The organism is Runella zeae DSM 19591, from assembly GCF_000423565.1.
GTDB lineage: Bacteria > Bacteroidota > Bacteroidia > Cytophagales > Spirosomataceae > Runella > Runella zeae.
In genome coordinates, this window is record NZ_KE384038.1 from 1 (window position 1) to 21,796 (window position 21,796).

General features: G+C 43.0%; 20 protein-coding genes. 13 read left to right on the plus strand and 7 right to left on the minus strand.

Annotation, left to right across the window (positions count from 1 at the left end; translation table 11 throughout):
- The first annotated feature begins 15 nt into the window (after nt 1-15).
- From G563_RS0122885 to G563_RS0122920, 8 genes are all read left to right on the plus strand, one after another.
- Nucleotides 16-756, plus strand: coding sequence for a hypothetical protein (locus G563_RS0122885; RefSeq protein ID WP_028667369.1), 741 nt, complete (start codon nt 16-18; stop codon nt 754-756).
- Nucleotides 757-967: 211 nt separating this feature from the next.
- Nucleotides 968-1,882 (plus strand): TolB family protein, encoded by a 915-nt coding sequence (locus G563_RS0122890; RefSeq protein WP_028667370.1) that lies wholly within the window; start codon nt 968-970, stop codon nt 1,880-1,882.
- Nucleotides 1,883-2,144: 262 nt separating this feature from the next.
- Nucleotides 2,145-3,323, plus strand: coding sequence for a cytochrome-c peroxidase (locus tag G563_RS0122895; RefSeq protein WP_028667371.1), 1,179 nt, complete (start codon nt 2,145-2,147; stop codon nt 3,321-3,323).
- 51 nt (nt 3,324-3,374) lie between these two features.
- A complete protein-coding gene (locus G563_RS0122900; protein WP_028667372.1) occupies nt 3,375-4,469 on the plus strand; it encodes an acyltransferase family protein in 1,095 nt (364 codons plus the stop codon).
- Between the two features lie 128 nt (nt 4,470-4,597).
- Nucleotides 4,598-5,302, plus strand: a complete 705-nt coding sequence (locus tag G563_RS0122905) for an ABC transporter ATP-binding protein (protein WP_028667373.1) — start codon at nt 4,598-4,600, stop codon at nt 5,300-5,302.
- 2 nt (nt 5,303-5,304) lie between these two features.
- Nucleotides 5,305-6,123, plus strand: a complete 819-nt coding sequence (locus G563_RS0122910) for a hypothetical protein (RefSeq protein ID WP_028667374.1) — start codon at nt 5,305-5,307, stop codon at nt 6,121-6,123.
- A gap of 5 nt (nt 6,124-6,128) precedes the next feature.
- Nucleotides 6,129-6,491, plus strand: coding sequence for a GntR family transcriptional regulator (locus G563_RS0122915; RefSeq protein WP_028667375.1), 363 nt, complete (start codon nt 6,129-6,131; stop codon nt 6,489-6,491).
- Complete coding sequence (locus G563_RS0122920) at nt 6,478-7,137, plus strand: hypothetical protein (RefSeq protein WP_028667376.1); 660 nt, start codon at nt 6,478-6,480, stop codon at nt 7,135-7,137. The genes G563_RS0122915 and G563_RS0122920 overlap by 14 nt, the downstream gene beginning before the upstream one ends.
- Before the next feature lie 68 nt (nt 7,138-7,205).
- Here G563_RS0122920 and G563_RS0122925 read toward each other — a convergent pair whose 3' ends face one another.
- From G563_RS0122925 to G563_RS0122945, 4 genes are all read right to left on the minus strand, one after another.
- The gene (locus G563_RS0122925) at nt 7,206-10,973 is read right to left on the minus strand and encodes a PVC-type heme-binding CxxCH protein (RefSeq protein ID WP_028667377.1); all 3,768 of its coding nucleotides are present in this window, start codon (nt 10,971-10,973) and stop codon (nt 7,206-7,208) included.
- Between the two features lie 60 nt (nt 10,974-11,033).
- A complete protein-coding gene (gene tnpA, locus G563_RS0122930) occupies nt 11,034-11,510 on the minus strand; it encodes an IS200/IS605 family transposase (protein ID WP_028667378.1) in 477 nt (158 codons plus the stop codon).
- A 229-nt stretch (nt 11,511-11,739) separates the two neighbouring features.
- A complete protein-coding gene (locus G563_RS0122940) occupies nt 11,740-12,864 on the minus strand; it encodes a Gfo/Idh/MocA family protein (protein ID WP_028667380.1) in 1,125 nt (374 codons plus the stop codon).
- Nucleotides 12,865-12,957: 93 nt separating this feature from the next.
- Nucleotides 12,958-13,785 (minus strand): sugar phosphate isomerase/epimerase family protein, encoded by an 828-nt coding sequence (locus G563_RS0122945; RefSeq protein WP_310586565.1) that lies wholly within the window; start codon nt 13,783-13,785, stop codon nt 12,958-12,960.
- A gap of 239 nt (nt 13,786-14,024) precedes the next feature.
- Between G563_RS0122945 and G563_RS0122950 the strand changes: the two genes are divergently transcribed.
- From G563_RS0122950 to G563_RS0122970, 5 genes are all read left to right on the plus strand, one after another.
- Complete coding sequence (locus G563_RS0122950; RefSeq protein WP_028667382.1) at nt 14,025-15,923, plus strand: AAA domain-containing protein; 1,899 nt, start codon at nt 14,025-14,027, stop codon at nt 15,921-15,923.
- A gap of 104 nt (nt 15,924-16,027) precedes the next feature.
- Complete coding sequence (locus G563_RS0122955) at nt 16,028-16,642, plus strand: NAD(P)H-dependent oxidoreductase (RefSeq protein WP_028667383.1); 615 nt, start codon at nt 16,028-16,030, stop codon at nt 16,640-16,642.
- Nucleotides 16,639-18,525 (plus strand): monovalent cation:proton antiporter-2 (CPA2) family protein, encoded by a 1,887-nt coding sequence (locus tag G563_RS0122960; protein ID WP_028667384.1) that lies wholly within the window; start codon nt 16,639-16,641, stop codon nt 18,523-18,525. Before G563_RS0122955 ends, G563_RS0122960 begins: the two co-directional genes overlap by 4 nt.
- Nucleotides 18,526-18,530: 5 nt before the next feature.
- Entirely contained in the window at nt 18,531-19,406 is an 876-nt protein-coding gene (locus G563_RS0122965) for an AraC family transcriptional regulator (protein WP_028667385.1), read from the plus strand.
- Nucleotides 19,407-19,433: 27 nt separating this feature from the next.
- Entirely contained in the window at nt 19,434-19,787 is a 354-nt protein-coding gene (locus G563_RS0122970) for a YraN family protein (RefSeq protein WP_028667386.1), read from the plus strand.
- Nucleotides 19,788-19,792: 5 nt separating this feature from the next.
- Here G563_RS0122970 and G563_RS0122975 read toward each other — a convergent pair whose 3' ends face one another.
- From G563_RS0122975 to G563_RS0122985, 3 genes are read right to left on the minus strand one after another with little or no spacing between them, the layout of a single operon-like run.
- On the minus strand, nt 19,793-20,221 hold the full coding sequence (locus G563_RS0122975; RefSeq protein WP_028667387.1) for a barstar family protein: 429 nt from the start codon (nt 20,219-20,221) through the stop codon (nt 19,793-19,795).
- A 17-nt stretch (nt 20,222-20,238) separates the two neighbouring features.
- Nucleotides 20,239-20,790: an NTP transferase domain-containing protein gene (locus tag G563_RS0122980; RefSeq protein ID WP_028667388.1), complete on the minus strand. Its 552-nt coding sequence runs from the start codon at nt 20,788-20,790 to the stop codon at nt 20,239-20,241.
- Nucleotides 20,787-21,764: a YheT family hydrolase gene (locus G563_RS0122985; protein WP_028667389.1), complete on the minus strand. Its 978-nt coding sequence runs from the start codon at nt 21,762-21,764 to the stop codon at nt 20,787-20,789. The genes G563_RS0122980 and G563_RS0122985 overlap by 4 nt, the downstream gene beginning before the upstream one ends.
- Nucleotides 21,765-21,796 lie beyond the last annotated feature (32 nt).

A 21,796-nucleotide genomic window follows, 5' to 3' on the forward strand; every position in this document is an offset into this window, starting at 1 on the left:
AATTAAATTTGAAGTATGGAACTTTTAAAAAAGAAATTGGAAGAACAATTTGGGCAGCAATTTATTGTTGATTTCTCAAAAAAAGGAGTAACACTGATAGCCAAAGATAAAAGCCACGCTTTTTGTATGGGTTTCACTTATTATCTGACTGATTTTAGATTTCGAGAGAAGCTGATAGCTCTTAAACGCTTTGAAGAGGTAGAGAAATTACTGCAACCTATTCTAAAAAAATATAAGATAGGACAAGGTGATTTTGTATTGGCAGTTTATGACTGTGGTTTTTTTTCAACTATCAAAGAATTAATACCATTCAAAAATATTCCTACTATCAATCACTCCCTTATCAGCGATAGCCAAGACATTAGCCTAGAAGACGAAGTACAAATAGAAAATGCGTTGTTCGAAATCAAAAAAGCCATTGACTATGCTAAGATACATTTTGTAGATAAATACCAAACCCTCAATAATGTCTTTGAAGCCAGTGAAAAAATGAATGAGGATCAAATAGCTGTCTTTTTTGCTAACCCTACACTACTGAGGAAAATAATTATTGATTATAGAATCAACAACAATTATGATTTAAAGCACAGTATTGAGAATAGAATAATCAGTTATAGAGAGGCAGAAAAAGAATACCCAGACAGTTTCAAAAATTATGCAGAAGCAACCGAGGCATTGTACGAAAAATTAAAATCGCTGGAACAATGGATAAGATACATTGTTGCCGCTGTTTTACGATACTCTTTGGTGGGTTGATATACCACCTCTAACGATTAAACAACCATTTGATAGTTTTTTTTAGCTAAAACCGTCTTTTGGGCCTTATATTACATCATCATGGGAGTTTGGGAACAGAATCCTAAACTCCCATTGTGTTTTTGGGATATTAAATCGTCGTAAAATGAGTTTGGGTAGCATTAAATATCATCGTAAATTTGGCATCTAAGCCTATTTTCCACCACTTACTATGAAAAACTATTTACTGATAGTTGCCTTTTTGGTATCTAAACTGGCCATAGGTCAATCTCCTTCTCCCAAGATAACGAGCAATTTGGAAGTGCTAGACATTAAAAATGGTAAGCGACAGGTGATTTTGACGGGCAATTGGCTCATGGAAGCGCCCAATTGGTCGCCAGACGGAAAATTTTTGATTCTCAATCGCAAAGGTGTTCTCGAAAAAATGTCGATTGAAGGAGAATCTTTGGGCGTGATTGATACCGATTTTGCTAACCGATGTACTAGCGCACATGGAATCAGCTATGACGGCAAAACCGTTTTTTTTAGCCATAATGACACTAGAGCAGGGCTTACCAACAATTCTCGCATCTTCAAAGTACCCATAGAAGGAGGAAAGCCAACATTGCTGACGCCCAATGCCCCTTCTTTTTGGCATGGCGTGAGCCGTTCGGGAAAACATATTTTGTATGCTGGTCTTCGTAATGGGAATTGGGATATTTATAAAATCCCCACGGCTGGCGGCGAAGAAATTCGTCTAACTAATGATGCGGCTTTGGACGACGCCCCCGAATATAGTCATGATTCCAAATTTATCTATTTCAACTCTTACCGTACGGCGCGGGTGCAGCTTTATCGGATGAAACCCGACGGTTCGGCTCAAGAGCAACTTACCGATGATGAGTTTGACAATTGGTATCCACATCCAAGTCCTGATGGACGTTGGATTGTTTTTATGTCGTATCTCGAAGATCAAAAAGGCAAACACCCTCTGGGGAAAGAAGTAAAACTTCGTTTGATGAATCTCAAAACCAATCAAATCAAAGATTTGACTGAGACATTTGTCGGCGGACAAGGAACCCTTAGCGTGCCATGCTGGTCGCCCGATAGCAAGCGACTTGTTTTTGTGACCTACAAATTAGATTAGGCGCAAACTTCCCAAGTTTGATGCTTGATAACTTGGGAAGTTTGGCTCAGGCGTACTTTTCAATTAGACTAAGCGTAAACTTCCCAAGTTTGAGTCTTTAAGCTTTTGGGAAAGAGCCGTGTTGAAAACTGGGAAGTATAAAAGTTTGATGCTTGATAAGTTGGGAAGTTTGGATCAGGCATAACACAAAGCTGATTGATATAAATCATTGTATTAATATTATAAATTTTCTAATGTTGCTTTCTAAAAGTAAAAAGCAAGCATGTTGAAATATACCTTAAAGCTAGGAGTAGGAATAGGTTTGTGGATAAGTGTGTGGAGTTGTGGAAAAGAAGAGCAAAAGAAAAAAGTTCAGGAACAAGATGATATAAGCAAACTAGCCGCTCTTCCTTTAGAAGCTCCCGTACCTGCTGACAATCCACTCACTAAAGAAAAAATTGCCTTAGGAAAACTATTGTTTTTTGACCCTATTTTGTCGGGCAATAAAGACGTCGCTTGTGCTACTTGTCATCATCCCGAATTTGGTTTTGCTGAGAGTCTGGAAATATCCATCGGTACCAATGCCCACGGTATGGGAAGCAATAGAGCCTTTAATATGCCCAACGATATTCCTTTTGTAAAACGTAATTCTCAAACCATACTCAATGCGGCTTTTAATGGTATCACGCTCTTGACCAATGCCAATCCAACGCAAGCACCCATGTTTTGGGATTTGAGGGTAAAGAGTTTAGAAAAACAATCCCTAGAGCCAATCAAAGCCTTAGAAGAAATGCGAGGGCGGAGGTATTCGGCAGAAGCGGCACTTGATAGCGTACTGAATCGATTAAAGAAAAATACCACGTATGCCTCACTTTTTCGAGGGGCTTTTCCCAACGACCCCACGGTTACGGTTGATCATCTTGCCCAAGCGATTGCTTCTTATGAACGAACCTTGATAGGAGGCAATTCACGTTTTGATCAATACCTGCGAGGAGACAGAAACGCCCTATCTATCAATGAGATAGAGGGAATGCAAGCTTTCCTGAAGTCAGGCTGCGCCAAATGTCATCATGGCCCTATGCTGTCGGATTTTCAGCTACATGCTTTAGGAGCACCCGACAACGAAAAACTACCCGAATCTGATAAAGGTGTAGATAATCAGTACAAGTTTCGAACGCCTAGTTTGCGCAACTTGCGCTATACTGCGCCGTATATGCACAGTGGTAAGCTCAAGACCTTAGAACAAGTACTGGAGTTTTATGAAGACTTGGCTGGGGATAAAATCCGTAATTCACAAGTGAAACCCTCTCAAATCGATCCTATCGTGGAGGTTCTCAAGGTCGACTTTAAAGATATATCCTTGATTGTCGAATTTTTGAATACCCTCAACGATGAGCAGTTTGATCGCTCTATTCCCGAAAAAGTACCGAGTGGATTAGCCGTAGGGGGCAACCTTCGCTAAAAATATTTGTCTTAACTTGCGTAGCAAAACAACACTTCGTCTTTACAAGCTATGCAAAACCGCCTACTTTCATTAGATGTTTTTCGGGGTATTACGGTCGCCGCGATGATTTTGGTCAATAACCCCGGCGATTGGGAACATGTCTATACTCCATTGCTCCATGCGCATTGGCACGGCTGTACTCCTACTGACCTTATTTTTCCATTTTTTCTATTTATTGTGGGGGTTTCTATTTCATTTGCGATGAGCAAGTCCAAAAAACCTTCGATAGGTAAGATTGTGAAGCGTAGTGCCATTTTGTTTGGATTAGGGTTATTTTTGAATCTATACCCCAAATTCAATTTCGAAACAGTACGTATTCCGGGGGTGTTGCAGCGTATTGCGTTGGTATATTTGGTTTGTGCGATTGTTTTTGTGAAAACAACCCATGCGACCCAACTAAGGTTAACCGCTTTTCTGCTTGTAGTTTATTATTTGTTGATGACATTCGTACCGGTGCCCGGTGTGGGCTATGCCAATCTAGAACCTACCACTAATTTAGGAGCGTGGATTGACCGAAGTGTTCTCACTACTGCGCATTTGTGGAAAGCCGCAAAAGTGTGGGATCCGGAAGGCCTGTTTAGTACGCTTCCTGCCGTTGCTACGGGACTATTGGGCGTGCTGACGGGGCAATGGCTACGTTCGGACAAAGCTGTAGCTGAAAAAATCGCTTGGTTGTTTACGGTTGGTAATCTTCTTGTCGTAGCAGGATTGATTTGGGACTTGTTTTTTCCTATCAATAAATCCCTCTGGACTAGTTCTTTTGTGTTGTATGCGGGTGGGTGGAGTATGGTAGGGCTTGCGGTTTGTTATTGGCTGATTGACGTACAGGGCTATCGCCGTTGGACTACGCCTTTTGTGGCCTTTGGGGTAAATGCCATTACGGTATTTTTCTTGTCGGGGATTATTCCACGCACGCTGGCACTTATCAAAGTTGAAACTCCCGAAGGAACGATTAATTCGCAGCAATGGATGCAAAAAAATCTGATTGGAGTATGGTTTAGCAATCCCTATAATGCGTCGTTGGCAGGCGCACTTACTTTTGTTACGATTTGGTTTGTGATTCTGTACGTGATGTACAAGAAAGGAGTTATTATCAAAGTGTAGGAGTATGAAAAAAATTTAGCTTCCACTAGTCATCTAAAAAAAATAAGCCTCTCTATTGACATCTATGGAGAGGTTTTTGTACGTTTGTGGTGTATTAGTTAAGTAGTACACTAAATCTCAAAGATTCTATGATTCATCTAGACAATGTTTCGTTCAGCTATGAAAGGAAACCCCTATTTTCGGGGTTGAGCATGTACTTGCAGTCAGGGCACATTTATGGGCTTTTGGGGGCAAACGGGGTGGGTAAGACGACCTTGCTTAAACTATTGGCAGGGTTGGTTTTTCCCAAAGGAGGGATGTGCAAGGTGTTGGAGCACGAGCCTCGTCACCGCAAACCTTCCTTTATGAGTCAGCTGTATTTTGTGGCTGATGAGCCTCATTTGCCGCATTCAACGGCGGCGCGGTACGCGGATACCTACGGTGTTTTTTATCCAAATTTTGATAAATCGCTGTATTTAGATTATCTAAAAGAGTTTCAAGTGCCTGCCGAACAGGTCTTTTCTAAACTATCGTTTGGACAACGTAAGAAGGTAGTCATTAGCTTTGCCTTGGCAACCAACGTACCCTTGGTATTGATGGACGAACCTACCAATGGACTGGACATTCCTTCAAAAAGTACTTTTAGAAGAATCGTAGCGGGGGCAATGACCGATGAACGTAGTATCGTGATTTCGACCCACCAAGTGCGCGATTTGGATAGTTTGATAGACGCCGTTTTGATTCTTCACCAAGGAAAAATCGTCTATAACGAAGACCTGAATGCCTTAGCCGATAAGGCCACCGCCCAACCTAATCTCGAAAATTTGTTCCAAGAAGTTATTCAATTTCACTAATTATGAATGATATATTTGATATTCGCCGTTTTGGGTGGTATGCCCGAAAAGAATTTCGTGAAAACTGGAAAGTGTATGCGCTGTTTGCCGTAGGTGTGGTGGTGATGCAGTTGGTTTTCATTTATCTGCTGTGCAAACCGTTGGAGGATAAATTTTATTATGACCAGTTGAAAGGTTATGATTTAAACCCTTTTGCTGGGCTTTTTAACTCTGCCGTAATAGCCACCTGGATTGCAGGAAGCTACGCTTACTCTTATTTTTCTTCTTCTTCCAAAACTTTATTTTCTCTAACCTTACCCGTTTCCCCCTTTGAACGATTTTGTTTCGCTTGGCTTCTTACTATCCCTTTAAGCTTGATAATAACGGCTATTTTATGGCGAGTAACGTGGTTGTTTGCAACTCCTTTTATCCTTTCAACCTTTCCTAAGGTAATTATCAGAATGGATTATGCGAAGGCATTTCGGAATGTAGTCGAAACAATTTTAGCGATTGGGGTTTTGGGTATTTCGGGTACGTTTATGTTGGGAAGTGTGATTTTTAGGAAATATAGTTTTTTCAAAACGTTGGCTATTGGCGTAGGAACGGTACTACTCCTTTACACATTTCAGCAAAAAGCACTAACCGCAATTTTACCAAATGCTGACAAAGTGGAAACTTCCCCTTATCCAGGGTTTATATACGCAAGTGTAAGAACCATTTCCAAACTTCACCTCCAATTTGGCTCTACCTTTGAATTGCCCTACTTGGTTTGGTGGGTGGGGTGTTTACCCGTCATTTTATGGGTAGTTACGTATTTGAAAATCAAAGAAAAAGAAGTTTAACAGCCATGAATTTTCATAATCAAATCCCGATTTATTTGCAAATCGCCGAACACATCGGCGAGCAGATTCTGACCCAACGTTGGAAACCCGATGACAAAATTCCGTCTATACGGGAGTTGGCGGTGCAATTGGAAGTAAATCCCAACACGGTGCAGCGTACGTACGATTTTTTACAAACGCAGGAGGTAATTTTTACCAAACGCGGATTGGGCTATTTTGTAGCTCCGAACGGCGAACAAAATTACCTCAACTGGCGTAAAGAGACGTTTATTCAGAACGAATTGCCGATTTTTTTCAAACAAATTCGCTTACTAAAAATGAGTTTTGAAGAACTCGAAAAACGATTTTACGAACATGAAAACATCTAATAAATTGCTAAGTGCGACGGTCGTTATCACGTTGGTTGTGCAGGCGCTTTTAGTATTTGGCTACAAAAGTGCCTATCTGGAGCAATTGACCACCAAAAAAGAAAAAGCGCATACGGTTTTTCGCACTTTTGATAAGGAGAAGGCATCATCCAAAGTTTTGAGAGCCAAAGGGATTCGGTTTGTGTTGCATTTGGGAGGAGAGAAAGAAGGATTCCGCCACGATTACCGACGAGTAGGTTTTAGTTATAGTAAAAAAGGAGATACGCTCGAAATCTCAGCTGCAACAGGGCGGGATGATAACGTCGATTTTTGTGAATTGTATTTTTCCGAAATGCCTGCGATTGAGTTGTATAATTCAAATGTGACCATCGTTACTACCAAGCCAATGGATGCATCGCTGTTGATTAAGAAAAATAGCGTGTGTGCGCTAGAAAAAGGAACGTGGGGAAATGTAAACGCTCAGGTAGAAGACATCTCTAAACTCCGATTGGTAGAGGGCAGCGAAATCAATCATTTGACGGTGAGTTTGGCAGATAAAGCTGGATTAGAGGATGTTGGTACAGCCGTAAAAAAAATTCGATTGACTACTCAGTCGGATAGCAGTGAGGTGAAGCTCTCTGGCCAATCATTGAAGAATTTGTATTAGGCAACTAGATTATAAAAAAGAGAGACGCCATAGGGTGTCTCTCTTTTTCGTAATAAATTGTCATTGAGTTACTTACTTGTGGTCTTGCTTTCGTCTTTTACCACTTTCATAACACCACTCATCAAGCGCCAGTGACCGGGGAAAGTACATAGATAAGGGTAGTTTCCGGGTTCGGTAGGAGCGGTGAAAGTAAGGCGGTACGTTTGGTCGGGATTGACCAAAGGTGTATAAGCTACGATTTGGGGCAAGTTAGGAACGTAATTTTTCTCAGCGGCATCTTTCTGGGTAATCATTTTATCCGCCGCATTTCCCACGATTTCGGTAGATTTTGGCTTGATAATCACAAGATTGTGCTGCATAGCATCAGGATTTTCAAAAACCAACTCTACAGGTTTACCTGCAATCACCGTAAATTCTTTTACATCAAACTTCATCGCTTCTTTGATAGATTTGATTTTGATGACTTGGAGATTGGGGTCAACGGGTACAAGAGCATTCGCACCAAATGACTCAATTACCCCCGTAAATTTAGCTTTCAAATCGTCGGCGATAGTCTCTTTGGTACTTACTAGGAGCATTTTGCCAGCGTCGCTAGTGGTTACTTTGCGGCGAGGATTCCAACCGTTCACGACTCCCTTCAATACCGCATAACGTGCATCGCTATCTAGCGTATTGGCTTTGGCAATCAAGGCTATGACCGAATCGGGGCTCATACTGAGTGAAGAAGCATAGCTACGTGCGGCACGTTCAAGAGCAAAATCCGAAAGTTTGGCGGGGCGTTTTACTTCAAAAGTTTTAGACAAAGCATTGTTTTTTACCTCATCTTCTTCCGGAATTAGATTGTCAGCGTCGATGCTTGCACTGATGCGCAATTTGCCTGCTTGCTCCGCTGTAAAGCCCATACGACCTACCCAGGGGCCATTGTTGCTTTCTACCAATTGAATGGTTTCGCCGGCTCCAATACCGTTTTTAAGTTGGTAGCTTACATAGTTGATTTTTAGACCTAGTCCTTCGATTCCTACTTTCACCACAGGAACGGTTTCTTTGGGAATAGCCACCCCTTTGTTGGTAATTTCAATCGTAATAGCGGCGGGTTCGCGTACAAAAGGCACAGCAGGATTGATTGTAATATTGGTAATAGCCAAGTCAGGTTTGGTGGCGGTGGTCATGGCGCTATGATTGTGCTCAGTGGCAGCGGCATTGGGGCCATGCATAGCGCTATGGTCGTGTGCCATAGGAGCCGGTGCTTTTGTCTCTGCTTTTTGGCCGACGGTACGTTTAGCCAAATAAGTTTGCATCAATTTACCTCCGTGCGAATTTAATACCACAGAGAAAGCATCGGGCAGCCAACGGTCGTCGGCTTCATTGGAAGCTTCGAAGCGAGCCAGTAAAACCTTCTCTATTTCGGGAGTAAGAGGTGTTTCGGTAAATTTGAGCAATGAGTTGAGCACTACGAGAGGCTCCGAATCATTGAGGGTATTGTTGGCCAAGAGTGCTTGCGCAGTAGCCGCAGTGGAAGGCAACACTTGCACGGCGTTTTTACGTACGGCAGCACTTGGGTGTTTGAGCGCACCTACTACGGCTTTGAGGGTATTGTCATCTGACAAAGCACCTAAACCTTGCAATGTCCAAAGGGCATGAATAGCGGCTGGATTTAAACCAATTTCATCTACTGAGGGGTCATTGACCAAGGCGATAAGCTGAGGTACAACGTCTTGGTTGCCGCGCTCTACCAACATCCGTTGGGCATGATTGCGCCAGAACATGTTGGTATTTTTGAGGTTGGCAACCAATTCAGCAGGACGGTCTTTGCTCAAGCTGAGAGGGGTGTAAGCAGGTGCTTCTTTGTAGGCTACACGATAGATACGTCCGTGAGTATAATCGCGCAGGTCGGTATCGTAAGCATTTCCTTTTCCATTGCCAAACCCTTGAGGAGTAGGATTGTGCTGAATGATAAAACTGTACCAATCGGCTACCCAAACTGCTCCATCAGGGCCTACTTCTGCAAAAACGGGTGAAAACCACTCGTCAGCGCCAGCCATGAGGTTGAAGGCTTCTTTGTCTTCATAATCGGTGCCTTTTTTGATAAGCTGATTTTGGTGCAATACGTGCCCAGTAGGCTCGGCGACAAATGCGATTTGATTCCAATATTTTTTAGGGAAAGCACGGGCGGTATAGAAATTATGTCCAGCCGCTGCCGTAAACCCTCCAAATACATCGACCTGACGAATACGCGGAGTAATTGGCTTCATGTCTTTGTGGGTATCCGTGCCACGGCTACCATTGTCGCGGCCCATACCTACACTGCCTGTGAAGTAGCGGTGAGGAATCGCCATGTACCAGCCGTGGGAGTTGTTGGCGGTAGAGCCAAATACATCACCTGCTTCATTGAAGGCAAATCCCCAGGTATTGTTGGAAGTACTGGTAACCCACTCAATTTTAGACCCGTCGGGTTTGAAGCGGAAAAATGCCTGACCGAATTTGAGGCTATCAGCGTTGTCTTTAGGCTTGCCTTCAAATCCCGAATATCCTACGCATCCCCAAATCCAGTTGTCGAATCCATAGTGCAAGTTGCTAGGGCCTGCGTGTGTATCGCCCGTCCCGAAGCCCGAAAACAAGATTTTTTTCTCGTCTGCTTTGTCATCACCGTTGGTATCTTTTAAGAAAATAATGTGAGGGGCTTGACTTACGATAAGACCGCCGTTGGCAAATACCATTCCCGTTGGGATACTCAGACCATCGGCAAAACGAGTGAATTTATCGGCTTTGCCGTCTTTATCGGTGTCTTCGCAAATCAGGATATAATCACTTCCTCCTGAGTCTTTGCGTTCGTTGGGATAATCTTTCGTAATCAGTACATATAAACGTCCGCGCTCGTCCCAGCTCATGGCAATAGGGTGCATCACATTGGGTTCAGAGGCAAACAGTTCCAGCGTAAACTCAGTCGGTACCTGGATGTGTTTCATGGATTCCTCCGGCGAAACGGCATTTTGCTGAAGCTGTGGCCCAGAACGTTTTTCGTAGTTAGGAAGTTTGGCTTCTTTGTAAGTAAACGGACGAGGGTCGAGGGCGGTCAAATTCTTAATAGCTTGGTCTCCTACAGCCCAACGAATTCCTTTTTCGAGTAGGTTGATGAAGTCTGGCTGACTCCAAGTGCGGTCGTCATGTCCATAGGCTGTATAAAAAATCCGTCCTTTACCATGCGTACGTACCCATGTATAAGGCTCAGTTTTGGTATTGGGCTTGTCTTTGTATTGGTCGGGCTGAATTTCACGCTCCGTCAAGACAAGGTTGTCAGGTTGGAGTTTACTGTGAAGGTAAGTTTCGTCCAATGTCTTAAATTGTTTGACACCCATGATGGCAGGGTGGTTGGGATTGGTCCAAATAGGGCGAATGGTGTCCCAAGTGTGACGCCAAAATTGCCCTCCCATGATTTTTACCAATTCCTCAGAGTTGCGGAAGCAGTAAGACGCACAGTGAACAGGAATAAACCCTTTACCACTAGCGATATAATCTACCAAGGCTTTTTCTTGGGGCTTGCTGATAGTATCCCAGTTGGCATACAGTAGCACTCCGTCGTACTTAGCCAAATTAGAAGGATTAAGATCTTCCAACTGGTCAGAATACGTAAAATTGATTCCCTTAGAGCCTAATGCCGCCATGATAGTCGGCACACGTTCGATGGGGCGGTGGTGGCCGTTATCGCCCAGAAAGAGAATTTCAAGGCGACGCGGAGTAACCTCGGCAAGGGTTGAACCCTTGCCGAGGTTGGTTTTTTGCGTAGCACATTGCCACAGCAAAGTCGCCGACAAAATAATAGTTAGAAAGCGTTTCATTGTATGGTTAGAAAAGTTATTTGTTGCTGGAAAAAATCAAATAAGAGTTATGTTATATTGCTATTCGTACTCTTCATTATTTTCAAAAAAATCAAATAGGTATTCTTCTTTAAACTCTATTCCAAAATCCGTTAGCATTTTTAAATATTCTTCGCGAAAGGTCTTTTTGCGATGATGTTCTTCTTGATTATTAATGTACTTGATGACGGCGTCGATGTGAGATTTACTGTAAGAAAAAGCGCCGTAACCGCGCTGCCAATTAAAATTAGCGTGTTGAAAATGTATTTTTATGAATTTGTTGGAGGAGGTTTTTATCTCTTCTACTAAATCGGAAAGAGATACTGAGGTACCATACCCTATAAAAATATGGATGTGGTCTGAGGTTCCATTGATTGCCAATGGCTTCGACCCGTGTTGTTTTAGAATGCCACCTATATATGCGTATAATTCTTCTTCCCATACCTTACGGATAAGACTTTGCCGTCCTTTCACTGCAAAAACAATTTGGATGTAAAGCTGCGTATAGGTATTGGCCATGGGTTACACAAATGGTTTTGCAAATATCACGTCTACAAATATTACGGTGCGCTGCACCTTTGTGGTTGGTTTGGTTACGTCACAAACATTTCTACAAATATTACGGTGCGCTGCACCTTTGTGGTTGATTTGTGTTACAAATATTGCGCTACAAATATTACGGTGCGCTGCACCTTTGATGTACCCCAAAGCCGCAGCGCGGCGTAATATTTGTAACAATTTTGGCCAATTAGGCATTAAAGAAATCTGGTAATTGCAAAATCTTTCCACCTTGCATTGCCGATTCATGGGCCAAAATTCCGACAGAAGTCCAGTTGGCAGATTGAGCGGCGTTAGGGAAAGGATCGCGGTCTTCAATCAATGCCATCAAAAATTCATGAGCCAAGTGGGGGTGCGAACCACCGTGGCCCGCACCCTGTGTAAATGAAAGATGGGTATTTTCGGCAATGTCATACACTCCTTGGGTCGTAAATTGTTGAATTTCTTCGGGTAGCAAATGCGCATAATCAGGCGTTGCTACGCGCTCAGGGATTTCGTGTTCTTCTTTTTTAGCAGTGTGAATCACCGCTTCTTCGCCTTCTATGAGGGGCCACTCAAAAGATTTTTTAGAGCCATACACTTCAAAACTTTCGCGGTATTGACGAGCTACATCAAACAACGAACGATATACATAAGCACTCAAGTCGCTGTTTTTAAATTTGATATGTGCCGACTCTACTGCAAAAGGTGAGTTGTGAATCTTGGCGAGCTCTTCGCGAATTGTGCCTGAACCAAAGCAAGATACGTACTCTGCTTCCAATTTGAGCAAGCCTGCTACGGGACCTACGCAGTGAGTAGCATAGTGCATAGGAGGTAAGCCAGGCCAGTAGTCGGGCCAGCCGTCCATGTCTTGCTGATGAGAAGCTTTCAAGAACTGAACTTTACCAAGCTCTCCTTTTTCGTACAGTTCTTTCACAAACAAAAATTCTCTTGCATACACTACTGTTTCCATCATCATATATTTCTTGCCCGTTTCTTTGCAAGTTTTGACGATTTCCATGCATTCTTCTACCGAGGTTGCCATTGGCACCGTACAAGCTACGTGTTTTCCTGCCCGCAAAGCTTTGAGACTTTGTTCGGCGTGATTAGGAATGGGAGAGTTGATATGTACAGCATCGATGTTAGGGTCTTTGAGTAGCTCATCATAGTCTGAGTAGCGCACGTCTATGTTGAAAGCTTCGCCGATAGCGTTGAGTTTTTCGACGTTACGCTGACAAATAGCATACATGTTGGCGTGGGGGTGACGCTGATAAATGGGAATAAACTCGGCCCCAAAACCGAGCCCAACGATAGCAATGTTGATTTTTTTAGACATAGCAGAAGCAGTTTGTAGGGTGGTGTTGCAGCAAAGCAGCACCACAGGGTTCGTTATGTTTTAAACTATTTTTTGAATAAAATTTTTACTCTTTTAGAGACCTATTTGCTGACATGAATTACGAATAAAAGCCAAGCCGTCGCGCATGAGTTGTTCTTCCGAATCAAACATTTTGCGCCATATATTGGCCGCAGGAAGCTTAGGGCTAAATGCTTCGATACTCAGCCATCCGTCGTAGCCTATGTCTTTGATTGCTTGAAAAGTACCTACCCAGTCCACGTTGCCTTTTCCGGGCGTACTGCGGTCATTTTCAGAAAGTTGGATGAAAGCAATACGGTCGCCCATTTTACGGATGCAATCACCGATGTTTTTTTCTTCGATGTTGGCGTGAAATGTATCAAACATAATCTGACAGTTGGGATGGTTTACGTCATCCACAAACCGAATGAGTTCGTCGCCACAGCTTGTGAGGTAAAGCTCAAAGCGGTTGAGGTATTCAAGACCCAATAAAATGCCTTGATTTTGAGCATATTCGGCCAAGTGTTGGATGCCTTCTACGCCCCATTTCCATTCGTCAGAAGTAGCGGCTTGTCCCGTAAATACCCCCAGTGCCGAATGATAAGGCCCCATGAGCTTAGTAGCTCCTAATACCGCACCACAATCCACTACTTTTTTGAGGCTTGCGAGTGCATAAGCACGCACGGCAGGGTCGGGACTGATGAGATTGTCGGCTTGACCGCAAAAAGTATCACATTCTCTATGCAGGCCTAGTTCGTCAAGTTTTTTACGCCAACTATGCCAATCATCTGGATTTGTATTAAAGATAGGAACTTCCACGCCTTCAAAGCCGATTTCTTTGATTAAATCAAGAGTAGGAAAGAGGCTTTCGTCAATTTGCGTGCCCCAAAGGAGCAAGTTCATGCTGAATTTCATATAGATATATAAGAGATGGCTTAGGAGTAGAAAAATTCAAATACAAAATAATAGTAAAATAATGCTAAAAACTTCCCTTGCATTTGCTTTTTTTGACTGTATTTTGACCTAAAAATAAAGAAAAGAATAAAATATTGTTAAAATTAAGTTAGTGAAAGTTTTGTTTTAAACCCACAATCTGCTCTTTATGGCGATGCCTCTTTGGTAGATATAGCGTACCTTTGTCTATGGATTATTTTAAAAATTTACTTGATTTACTAAAAACAGAACGCGAAGAAGACCACAATCAGTATCGCAAACTTACTGAGCAGAGTTCTGTAGCCGAAAGAAGAGCCAATGGCCTTACGTGGTATCCGGTGGCTATCAGAGGTTCGGAAATGAGCCGAGGAGATTATCTAACAGTAGAGTTGGAGCGTACCACTCACCAAGATATTGCACACCAATTTAGGTTTGGGATGCCCGCCGTGTTTTTTGGAAATCATGATGCCAAAAACGACCGTGTAGAGGGAACCATAACGCATCAAAACGGCAATCGACTCAAAATCACGCTGCGCACCGACGAGCTGCCCGAATGGACGAGGGATGGAAAGCTAGGGATTGATATTCTCTTTGATGACAATAGCTACGAAGAAATGCAGTCGGCTTTGAAGCAAGTCATCGCTATTGAAGCCAAAAGCCCAGACAAAGATAAAAAACTCATTTCTATTTTGACAGGAAGTCAAAAGCCAACTTTTAAGGAAAAAGTACCTCCTTTGGTTGGTGTCAGATTGAATGAATCTCAGCAAGCCGCAGTCGATAAAATATTGAAAGCCAACGAACTTGCTGTTGTACACGGCCCTCCTGGTACTGGCAAAACCACTACGTTGGTACAGGCGATTAAGGCTTTGGTAAAGACCCAAAATCAAAAAGTGCTTGTAGTAGCACCGAGCAATACAGCGGTAGATTTGTTGAGTGAGAAGCTACACGAAGAAGGCCTGAATGTGTTGCGAGTGGGTAATCCTGCCCGCGTAAACGAGCGGTTGATGTCTTTGACGCTTGATGCCAAAATGGCTGAACATCCCCAAATGAAAGAGTCGAAAAGGCTCAAAAAGCAGGCGCAAGAGTTTAAAAATATGGCGCATAAATACAAGCGTAATTTTGGGAAATCCGAACGCGACCAGCGTAAGCTGCTTTTTGATGAAGCCCATAAAATCATGAAGGAAGTAGGCAATACGGAGCAGTATATCATCGATGATTTGCTGGCCAAAGCGCAAGTAGTGACGGCTACCTTGGTAGGAGCCAATCATTATACTGTTAAAAACCTGAGCTATGACACCGTAGTGATTGATGAAGCAGGCCAAGCGCTTGAGCCGGCTTGTTGGATTCCGATTCTGAAAGCCCCCAAAGTAGTTTTGGCCGGTGACCACTGTCAGCTGCCTCCTACTATCAAGTCAGAAGTAGCTGCCAAAAACGGGCTAAGTACTACTTTGCTCGAAAAATGTGTGGGCTTGCATCCCGAAGCCGTGACGCTCCTTGAAGAGCAATACCGTATGAATGAGCAGATTATGGGCTATTCGTCGCAGGTATTTTATCACAATCGCCTCAAAGCCTATGCTTCGGTAGCTGAGCGATTGCTTTTTGAAGGCGACAAACCGCTGTTGTTTATTGATACAGCGGGATGTGGATTTGAAGAAAAACTAGAAGGAACCAGTAGTACCAATCCCGAAGAAGCAGCGCTCTTGCTCAAACATCTTGCGATTTTGGCGGAAGAATGCGCAAAAAAGAGCCCTTTCCCAAATATAGGTGTCATTGCCCCTTACAAACAGCAGATTCGGGTACTTACGGAGCAAATCGCCCACGTGCCAGCCCTACAGCCTTATCTGTCTTCTATTGCTATCAATACCGTCGATAGTTTTCAGGGACAAGAAAGAGACGTGATTTATATCAGCATGACCCGTAGCAACACCGACGGAATCATTGGGTTTTTGGCGGATATTAGGCGCATGAATGTAGCCATGACGCGCGCCCGGAAGAAGCTTGTAATAGTAGGCGACAGTGCTACTTTGGCCCAATCAGCGTTTTACGCAGATTTTATTGAATATGCCGAAAAAAGGGACGCTTACGTAAGTGCTTGGGAATGGATGTAATTTTTTTAAAATTCAAAAACAAAGAAGCGCTTGGCGATATACCAGAAAAAATCTAACTTTAAACTCAACCTTTACTCAACCTAACCTAATTTCTAAGCTTTTTTATGCTTCCTGAAAAAAATAAGGTGCTTGTGCTTTTTTCGCATCCACTATTAGAAAAATCACGCGCCAATCGTCTAGTCTTAAAATCATATCTCAATCGAGACGATATTACTTTTCATGATTTGTATGAGCGATACCCCGACTTCAACATTGATGTGGAGTACGAAAAAGAACTACTCTTGCAGCATGAAATGATTGTTTGGCATCATCCTTTTTATTGGTATAGCTGTCCGCCTTTGTTTAAACAATGGATAGATATGGTACTGGAAGTAGGGTGGGCCTATGGCCCTGACGGAGATGCTCTAGAAGGAAAATCAATAATGCAGGTCATTACGGTAGGTGGAGGCTATCAGGCTTACCAAGAAAGCGGCTATAATCGCTTTCCTATTAGAGAATTTTTACGCCCTTTTGAGCAGACTGCCAACCTCTGCAAGATGAATTATTTCCCACCGTTTGTCATTCATGGTACTCACCGCCTGAGTCGCGAACAACTCATGGAGTATAGCTCAGAACTAGTGCTTTTTTTGGACAATTGGCAGGATATACAATATCGCCCCAATTTGTATCAGCACACTTATATTAATGATCTTCTCAAAAAAATTACGAACGACAAATGAGCACAGGATTTTTATTTCAGGCATTGGTATTTATGGGAGCGTCGATTTTGCTTGTTCCTATTGCCAAAAAAATAGGTTTGAGTTCGGTGCTTGGGTATTTGGTAGCGGGGGTAGTGATTGGACCTTTTGGGTTGAAATTTGTGGGGGAAAATGGCCAAGACATCATGCACGCTTCCGAATTTGGCGTGGTAATGATGCTCTTTTTGATTGGATTGGAGTTAAACCCAAAAAAGTTTTGGGAAATGCGCAAAGCCATTCTTGGGTTAGGAGGCTTACAGGTATTGGCCACTACATTTTTGCTGTTTATTAGTTTTTTATTGATGGGTTGGTCTTGGCAAATGTGTGTGGCGGTAGCTTTGGCATTTTCAATGTCATCGACGGCTATTGTATTACAAACCCTAAAAGAAAAGAACCTCTCGCATACAGTGGCCGGTGAGGCTTCATTTGCGGTGTTGCTATTTCAGGATATTGCGGTGATTCCGATATTGGCGCTTTTGCCGCTCTTGGGCGCCCATACAGCCTCTTCTGGTGAGCATTCTTCGTCGTTGTTTGAGGGTCAACCGGCTTGGGTACAAGCAGTATCAGTTTTGGGAGTGGTTGGGTTGATTTTGGTGGTTGGGAAGTTTTTGGTTGTGCCTTTTCTACGTTTTGTTTCCAAAACCCAAATGAGAGAGTTGTTTGTGGCAGCAGCGTTGTTTATTGTAGTGGGGGTAGCGGCGGCCATGCAAGCTGTAGGCCTTAGCCCTGCTTTGGGTACATTCTTGGCCGGAATGGTCTTGGCCAATACCGAATTTCGTCATGAGTTAGAAAGTGATATTGAGCCTTTCAAGGGGCTGCTTTTGGGATTGTTTTTTGTGAGTGTAGGAGCGACTATTGATTTCAATCAAATTACCAGCGACCCTTCTACCATTGCGCTTCTGGTGGTGTTGTCGTTGGTTCTAAAATTTGGTGTCTTGATGATTACGGGCAAAATCTTCAAAATGAGCAGTGACCAAAATTTCATTTTTTCTTTTGGACTGAGCCAGGTAGGAGAATTTGCTTTTGTATTATTATCATTTTCCAATCAAATCAACCTACTAGATGAAGTCTGGAACGCCAAACTCATGGCGGTGGTAGCGATTACGATGGCTTCTACTCCGCTTGTTTTACTCGTAAACGAAAAGTTAATAGAGCCTTATTTTGGCGTAAAAACCCAAGGCGATCCCCAACCCGAATCAGATACGATTGATACACAACATAAAGTGATTATTGCCGGATTTGGTCATTTTGGAAGTACTATTGGACGTTTCTTACGGGCTAGTGGTGTCAAAGCTACCATTCTCGACAACGACTCCGACCGCGTCGATTTGTTGCGCCGCATGGGCTTTGAAGTATATTTTGGAGATGCCACACGCGTAGATTTGCTAGAAGCTGCGGGAGCCGCCGAAGCTACGATTTTGATTGCGGCGATTGACCCACCTGAGATAAATCACTTGTTGATTGAGGTTGTAAAGAAAAAATTCCCTAATCTGAAGATATTTGCGCGGGCGCGCAATCGCTACGACGCTTATGAGCTAATTGATATGAACATCGACAATGTGTATCGCGAAACACTCGATGCTGCGGTACGGCTAGGCGTAGATGCGATGGTGCAGCTAGGTTTCCGCAAATACACCGCCAATCGGCAGGGGCAGAAGTTTATTCATTATGATGAAGTATCGGTGCGCAAGCTCGCTAAGACTCGCCACGAAACCAAAGACTATGCCTTGTCGGTAAAAGAGCAGATTCAGTGGCAAGAGCAAATTTTGCAGAATGACCTCAAACTTACCAAAGAAGAAGCTGATTTAAGCTGGGATAGTGAGCACTTACGGCAAGTAGTAGTACAGGCATACCCCAATGAGTAACCACAATGCGGATTCCGTTAAGAAAAGAACTAAACGCGCCTTCGGCATCTTTCACCACCATAGAGCTTGAAGAATCGTATTTTGACCCAAATTGGCATTTTCATCCTCATTATCAGCTTTTTACGGTTATTGAAGGGACAGGGACGAGATTTATTGGCGACAATATTCTGCACTTTGAAGCGGGAGATACGGTTTTTTTAGGTCCCAATATCCCACATTTATGGCGTAGCGACCGGGCGTATTTTGAGGGGAATCCTGCCCTCAAAACGCACGGAATTGTGGTGTATTTTACTGAAGATTTTTTGGGAGAAGGTTTTTTTGACAAACCCGAAATGTACAATTTACGCCAATTGCTCATCAAAGGTCGACGCGGACTAGATATTAGTGGAGAAACACGAGAGCGGGTGCGTACAAGCCTCCAAAAACTTGTGCATTTGCATGATTTTGAAGCGGTTTTGGAGTTGCTACATACGCTGCATTATTTATCATCGGCGGTAGAAGTAGACTATATTACGAGTGTGGGCTATGTCAATACGCACAAAGTCTCCGAAACTGAGCGTATGCAGCGGGTGTATGAGTATGTGATGAAGCATTTTAAAGAAGAAATCAGGCTCAATGAGGTGGCGACGCTAGCCAATATGACCGAAGCCGCTTTTTGTAGATACTTCAAAAGCCGTACCAACAAGACCTTTTCAGACTTTGTGAGCGAAATCCGCATCGGATATGCCTGCAAGCTTTTGGTACAAGAAAAATATTCGGTGACACAAATATGTTACGAAAGTGGGTTCAATACCGTCTCAAACTTCAACCGCCAATTCAAAAACCTGACTGGTAAGTCTCCTTTACAATATCAAAAGGTATATATGAGGGCGGAAGGATAGTATTTAATCTAAACCTCTCTCAAACTCATGGCCGAACATATTGACACTGGTAAGCTAGGCGAAGACAAAGCCGCTGCTTTTTTGGAAGAAAAAGGATATGAAATCTTAACGCGAAACTACCGATTCCGTCATTCCGAAATTGACATCATTGCTAAGAAAAACAAAATATTGGTTTTTGCGGAAGTCAAAACCCGCACAAATGTCAGTTTTGGAATGCCCGAAGAGTTTGTGGATGCCACCAAGCGTCGTCTTATCATGAAAGCTGCGGAGCAATATATCTTTGACCAAGACTGGCAGGGCGACATCCGATTTGATGTAGTGTCGGTGGTAATTACACCGCACCAAACTCGTCTTCATCATATCGAAGATGCTTTCTATTGAGGATTTTATAGAGTGCTAAAAGCAATTTCTTCTTTTTCCAAAATCTCAATAGCTCGTGGACTGGTTTGAATCAAAATCTTAAAATTTTTCTTTGGCATTTCGTCATCGTCATCGAGCCATTTCCAGTCTTCGGCAGTGGCATCCAAAAGATTGAGAAGCTCCACCAATACTTTTTCTTTTTTTTCTTTGACCAAAAACTCGTCAAAGTTAGTGATATAAATAGCTACGTTAGGTTGTTTTATCCATGTCAAGTCGTTGAGTAAGCTATCTAGTAGCTCCATGTCTGGCTCAAAGTCTGGAAGACTCAAGGCTTTTTCAATGGCGTCATAAAAAAGAGGCAAAGTTTGGGCTTGGGCGCCATCTATGTGCCCAATGCGAAAGTTTTTGAAAGGTGATAATGATTGTTCAGACGATAAAAGCGTAAAATTGGCCATAGGAAATCAGAATTGAATTAAAAACTATTTTGGTATTCGGCGAGGGTATTGATATTGCGTAGCCACTGTGGATGTGGGCATGGTAGCAAGTTGATGGCAGCTTGTTCTAAAATATTTTTGGGAGAACGTCTCCCTTCCTGATAGGCATTGGTCAGTAAAGAGTAGGAATGAGGCTCCCAAATCGTGAGCAATGGTTCGGGCGATAAGCTTTCTGGATTTTGGAAAGCCGTTGCTATTTGAAAAGGACGACGATTTTGAATCAAAAATTCAATCGCTTCTTCATCCACAAAAGGCATATCACACGCTATTACGAGCCAAGGCTCATCAGGATAACGTTCAAAAGCCGACAAAATTCCGCCCAACGGCCCAACTTGATAAGGGTCAATGAGCAGATGTGCCTCCAGAAAAGAGGAAGTTTGTTCGGCTCGACAAGATATAAAACTCTCGATATTAGCCTTTCCTAATATATTTTTACAGTGTTGCCACTGCGCAACCCCGTGATAATGAAGCAGGCTTTTGTCGGTGCCCATACGAGTGCTATATCCGCCTGCCAATACCAATCCTTTCATGCTCCTTGAATAAAAGACAAAGCTCTCATTTCTGACCAATAGGCTCCGTTTTTGTAGGGAATACGAGGTCTAAACCCGCAGTGGCCGCCGTGTTGGGTAAGCTCCAGCCACACATTTGGCAGCTTCTCAATCACATCTGCTGGTAGACTTTGGTAAGGCACAAGAGGGTCGTTGATAGCATTGACGATGAGAGTAGGGATGGCAATATCCTGCACAAAGTATTTGGAGCTACATTGTTGATAATAATCATCTGCTCCCTTAAATCCATGCAATGGCCCCGTAAAAAGGTGATCGAAATCCCAAAATGTTTTGACTTGTTGCCATTTTTGAACATCAAAATGCTCAGGATACTGAAAAGATTTCGCTTCTATTTTGGGTTTTAGTGTTTTCAAAAACCGCCATAAATAAATGCGATTTTCAGGCTTTTCGATGTTGCGACTACAAGCCAACAAATCCATCGGAACGCTAAAAACAACTACTTTTTTGATGGCATTGTGAATATTTTTGCCTTGCTCTCCTGCGTATTTAAGGGTAACATTGCCGCCAAGGCTAAAGCCCATCAAATAGATTTCTGAATACCCTTTTTTAAGGGCGTATTGGACCACAAAGTCTAGGTCAGAAGTTTCGCCACTGTGATAAAAACGTATCTGTTGGTTTAGTTCGCCGCTACAACTTCGATAGTTCCACGCCAAACAATCATATCCATTGGCAGTCATGAGTTTTACCATTCCCTTGATATATTGGCGCGTACTATCTCCTTCTAAACCATGCGATAAAATAACAAGTTTGGAGGAAGGCTGAGAGGCGTTGGCCAAGCTCCAGTCTATATCCAGAAAATCATGGTCAGGAGTGTTGAGACGTTCGCGTTGGGAAGGGTATTTTATTTTCCTAAAAAGAGCGGGATAAATACTCTGATAGTGGCCATTGGGCAACCACGCTGGAGGTTGGTGGGTATGGGTCGAAACAACAGGCATAAACTTCACAAATAACCAAACGACGAATAACG

Excerpts from the sequence above, each read along its gene's own strand:
- G563_RS0122885 (WP_028667369.1), top strand. The coding sequence starts at position 16 with ATGGAACTTTTAAAAAAGAAATTGGAAGAACAATTTGGGCAGCAATTT.
- G563_RS0122890 (WP_028667370.1), top strand. The coding sequence starts at position 968 with ATGAAAAACTATTTACTGATAGTTGCCTTTTTGGTATCTAAACTGGCC.
- G563_RS0122895 (WP_028667371.1), top strand. The coding sequence starts at position 2,145 with ATGTTGAAATATACCTTAAAGCTAGGAGTAGGAATAGGTTTGTGGATA.
- G563_RS0122900 (WP_028667372.1), top strand. The coding sequence starts at position 3,375 with ATGCAAAACCGCCTACTTTCATTAGATGTTTTTCGGGGTATTACGGTC.
- G563_RS0122905 (WP_028667373.1), top strand. The coding sequence starts at position 4,598 with ATGATTCATCTAGACAATGTTTCGTTCAGCTATGAAAGGAAACCCCTA.
- G563_RS0122910 (WP_028667374.1), top strand. The coding sequence starts at position 5,305 with ATGAATGATATATTTGATATTCGCCGTTTTGGGTGGTATGCCCGAAAA.
- G563_RS0122915 (WP_028667375.1), top strand. The coding sequence starts at position 6,129 with ATGAATTTTCATAATCAAATCCCGATTTATTTGCAAATCGCCGAACAC.
- G563_RS0122920 (WP_028667376.1), top strand. The coding sequence starts at position 6,478 with ATGAAAACATCTAATAAATTGCTAAGTGCGACGGTCGTTATCACGTTG.
- G563_RS0122925 (WP_028667377.1), bottom strand. The coding sequence starts at position 10,973 with ATGAAACGCTTTCTAACTATTATTTTGTCGGCGACTTTGCTGTGGCAA.
- tnpA (WP_028667378.1), bottom strand. The coding sequence starts at position 11,510 with ATGGCCAATACCTATACGCAGCTTTACATCCAAATTGTTTTTGCAGTG.
- G563_RS0122940 (WP_028667380.1), bottom strand. The coding sequence starts at position 12,864 with ATGTCTAAAAAAATCAACATTGCTATCGTTGGGCTCGGTTTTGGGGCC.
- G563_RS0122945 (WP_310586565.1), bottom strand. The coding sequence starts at position 13,785 with ATGAACTTGCTCCTTTGGGGCACGCAAATTGACGAAAGCCTCTTTCCT.
- G563_RS0122950 (WP_028667382.1), top strand. The coding sequence starts at position 14,025 with ATGGATTATTTTAAAAATTTACTTGATTTACTAAAAACAGAACGCGAA.
- G563_RS0122955 (WP_028667383.1), top strand. The coding sequence starts at position 16,028 with ATGCTTCCTGAAAAAAATAAGGTGCTTGTGCTTTTTTCGCATCCACTA.
- G563_RS0122960 (WP_028667384.1), top strand. The coding sequence starts at position 16,639 with ATGAGCACAGGATTTTTATTTCAGGCATTGGTATTTATGGGAGCGTCG.
- G563_RS0122965 (WP_028667385.1), top strand. The coding sequence starts at position 18,531 with ATGCGGATTCCGTTAAGAAAAGAACTAAACGCGCCTTCGGCATCTTTC.
- G563_RS0122970 (WP_028667386.1), top strand. The coding sequence starts at position 19,434 with ATGGCCGAACATATTGACACTGGTAAGCTAGGCGAAGACAAAGCCGCT.
- G563_RS0122975 (WP_028667387.1), bottom strand. The coding sequence starts at position 20,221 with ATGGCCAATTTTACGCTTTTATCGTCTGAACAATCATTATCACCTTTC.
- G563_RS0122980 (WP_028667388.1), bottom strand. The coding sequence starts at position 20,790 with ATGAAAGGATTGGTATTGGCAGGCGGATATAGCACTCGTATGGGCACC.
- G563_RS0122985 (WP_028667389.1), bottom strand. The coding sequence starts at position 21,764 with ATGCCTGTTGTTTCGACCCATACCCACCAACCTCCAGCGTGGTTGCCC.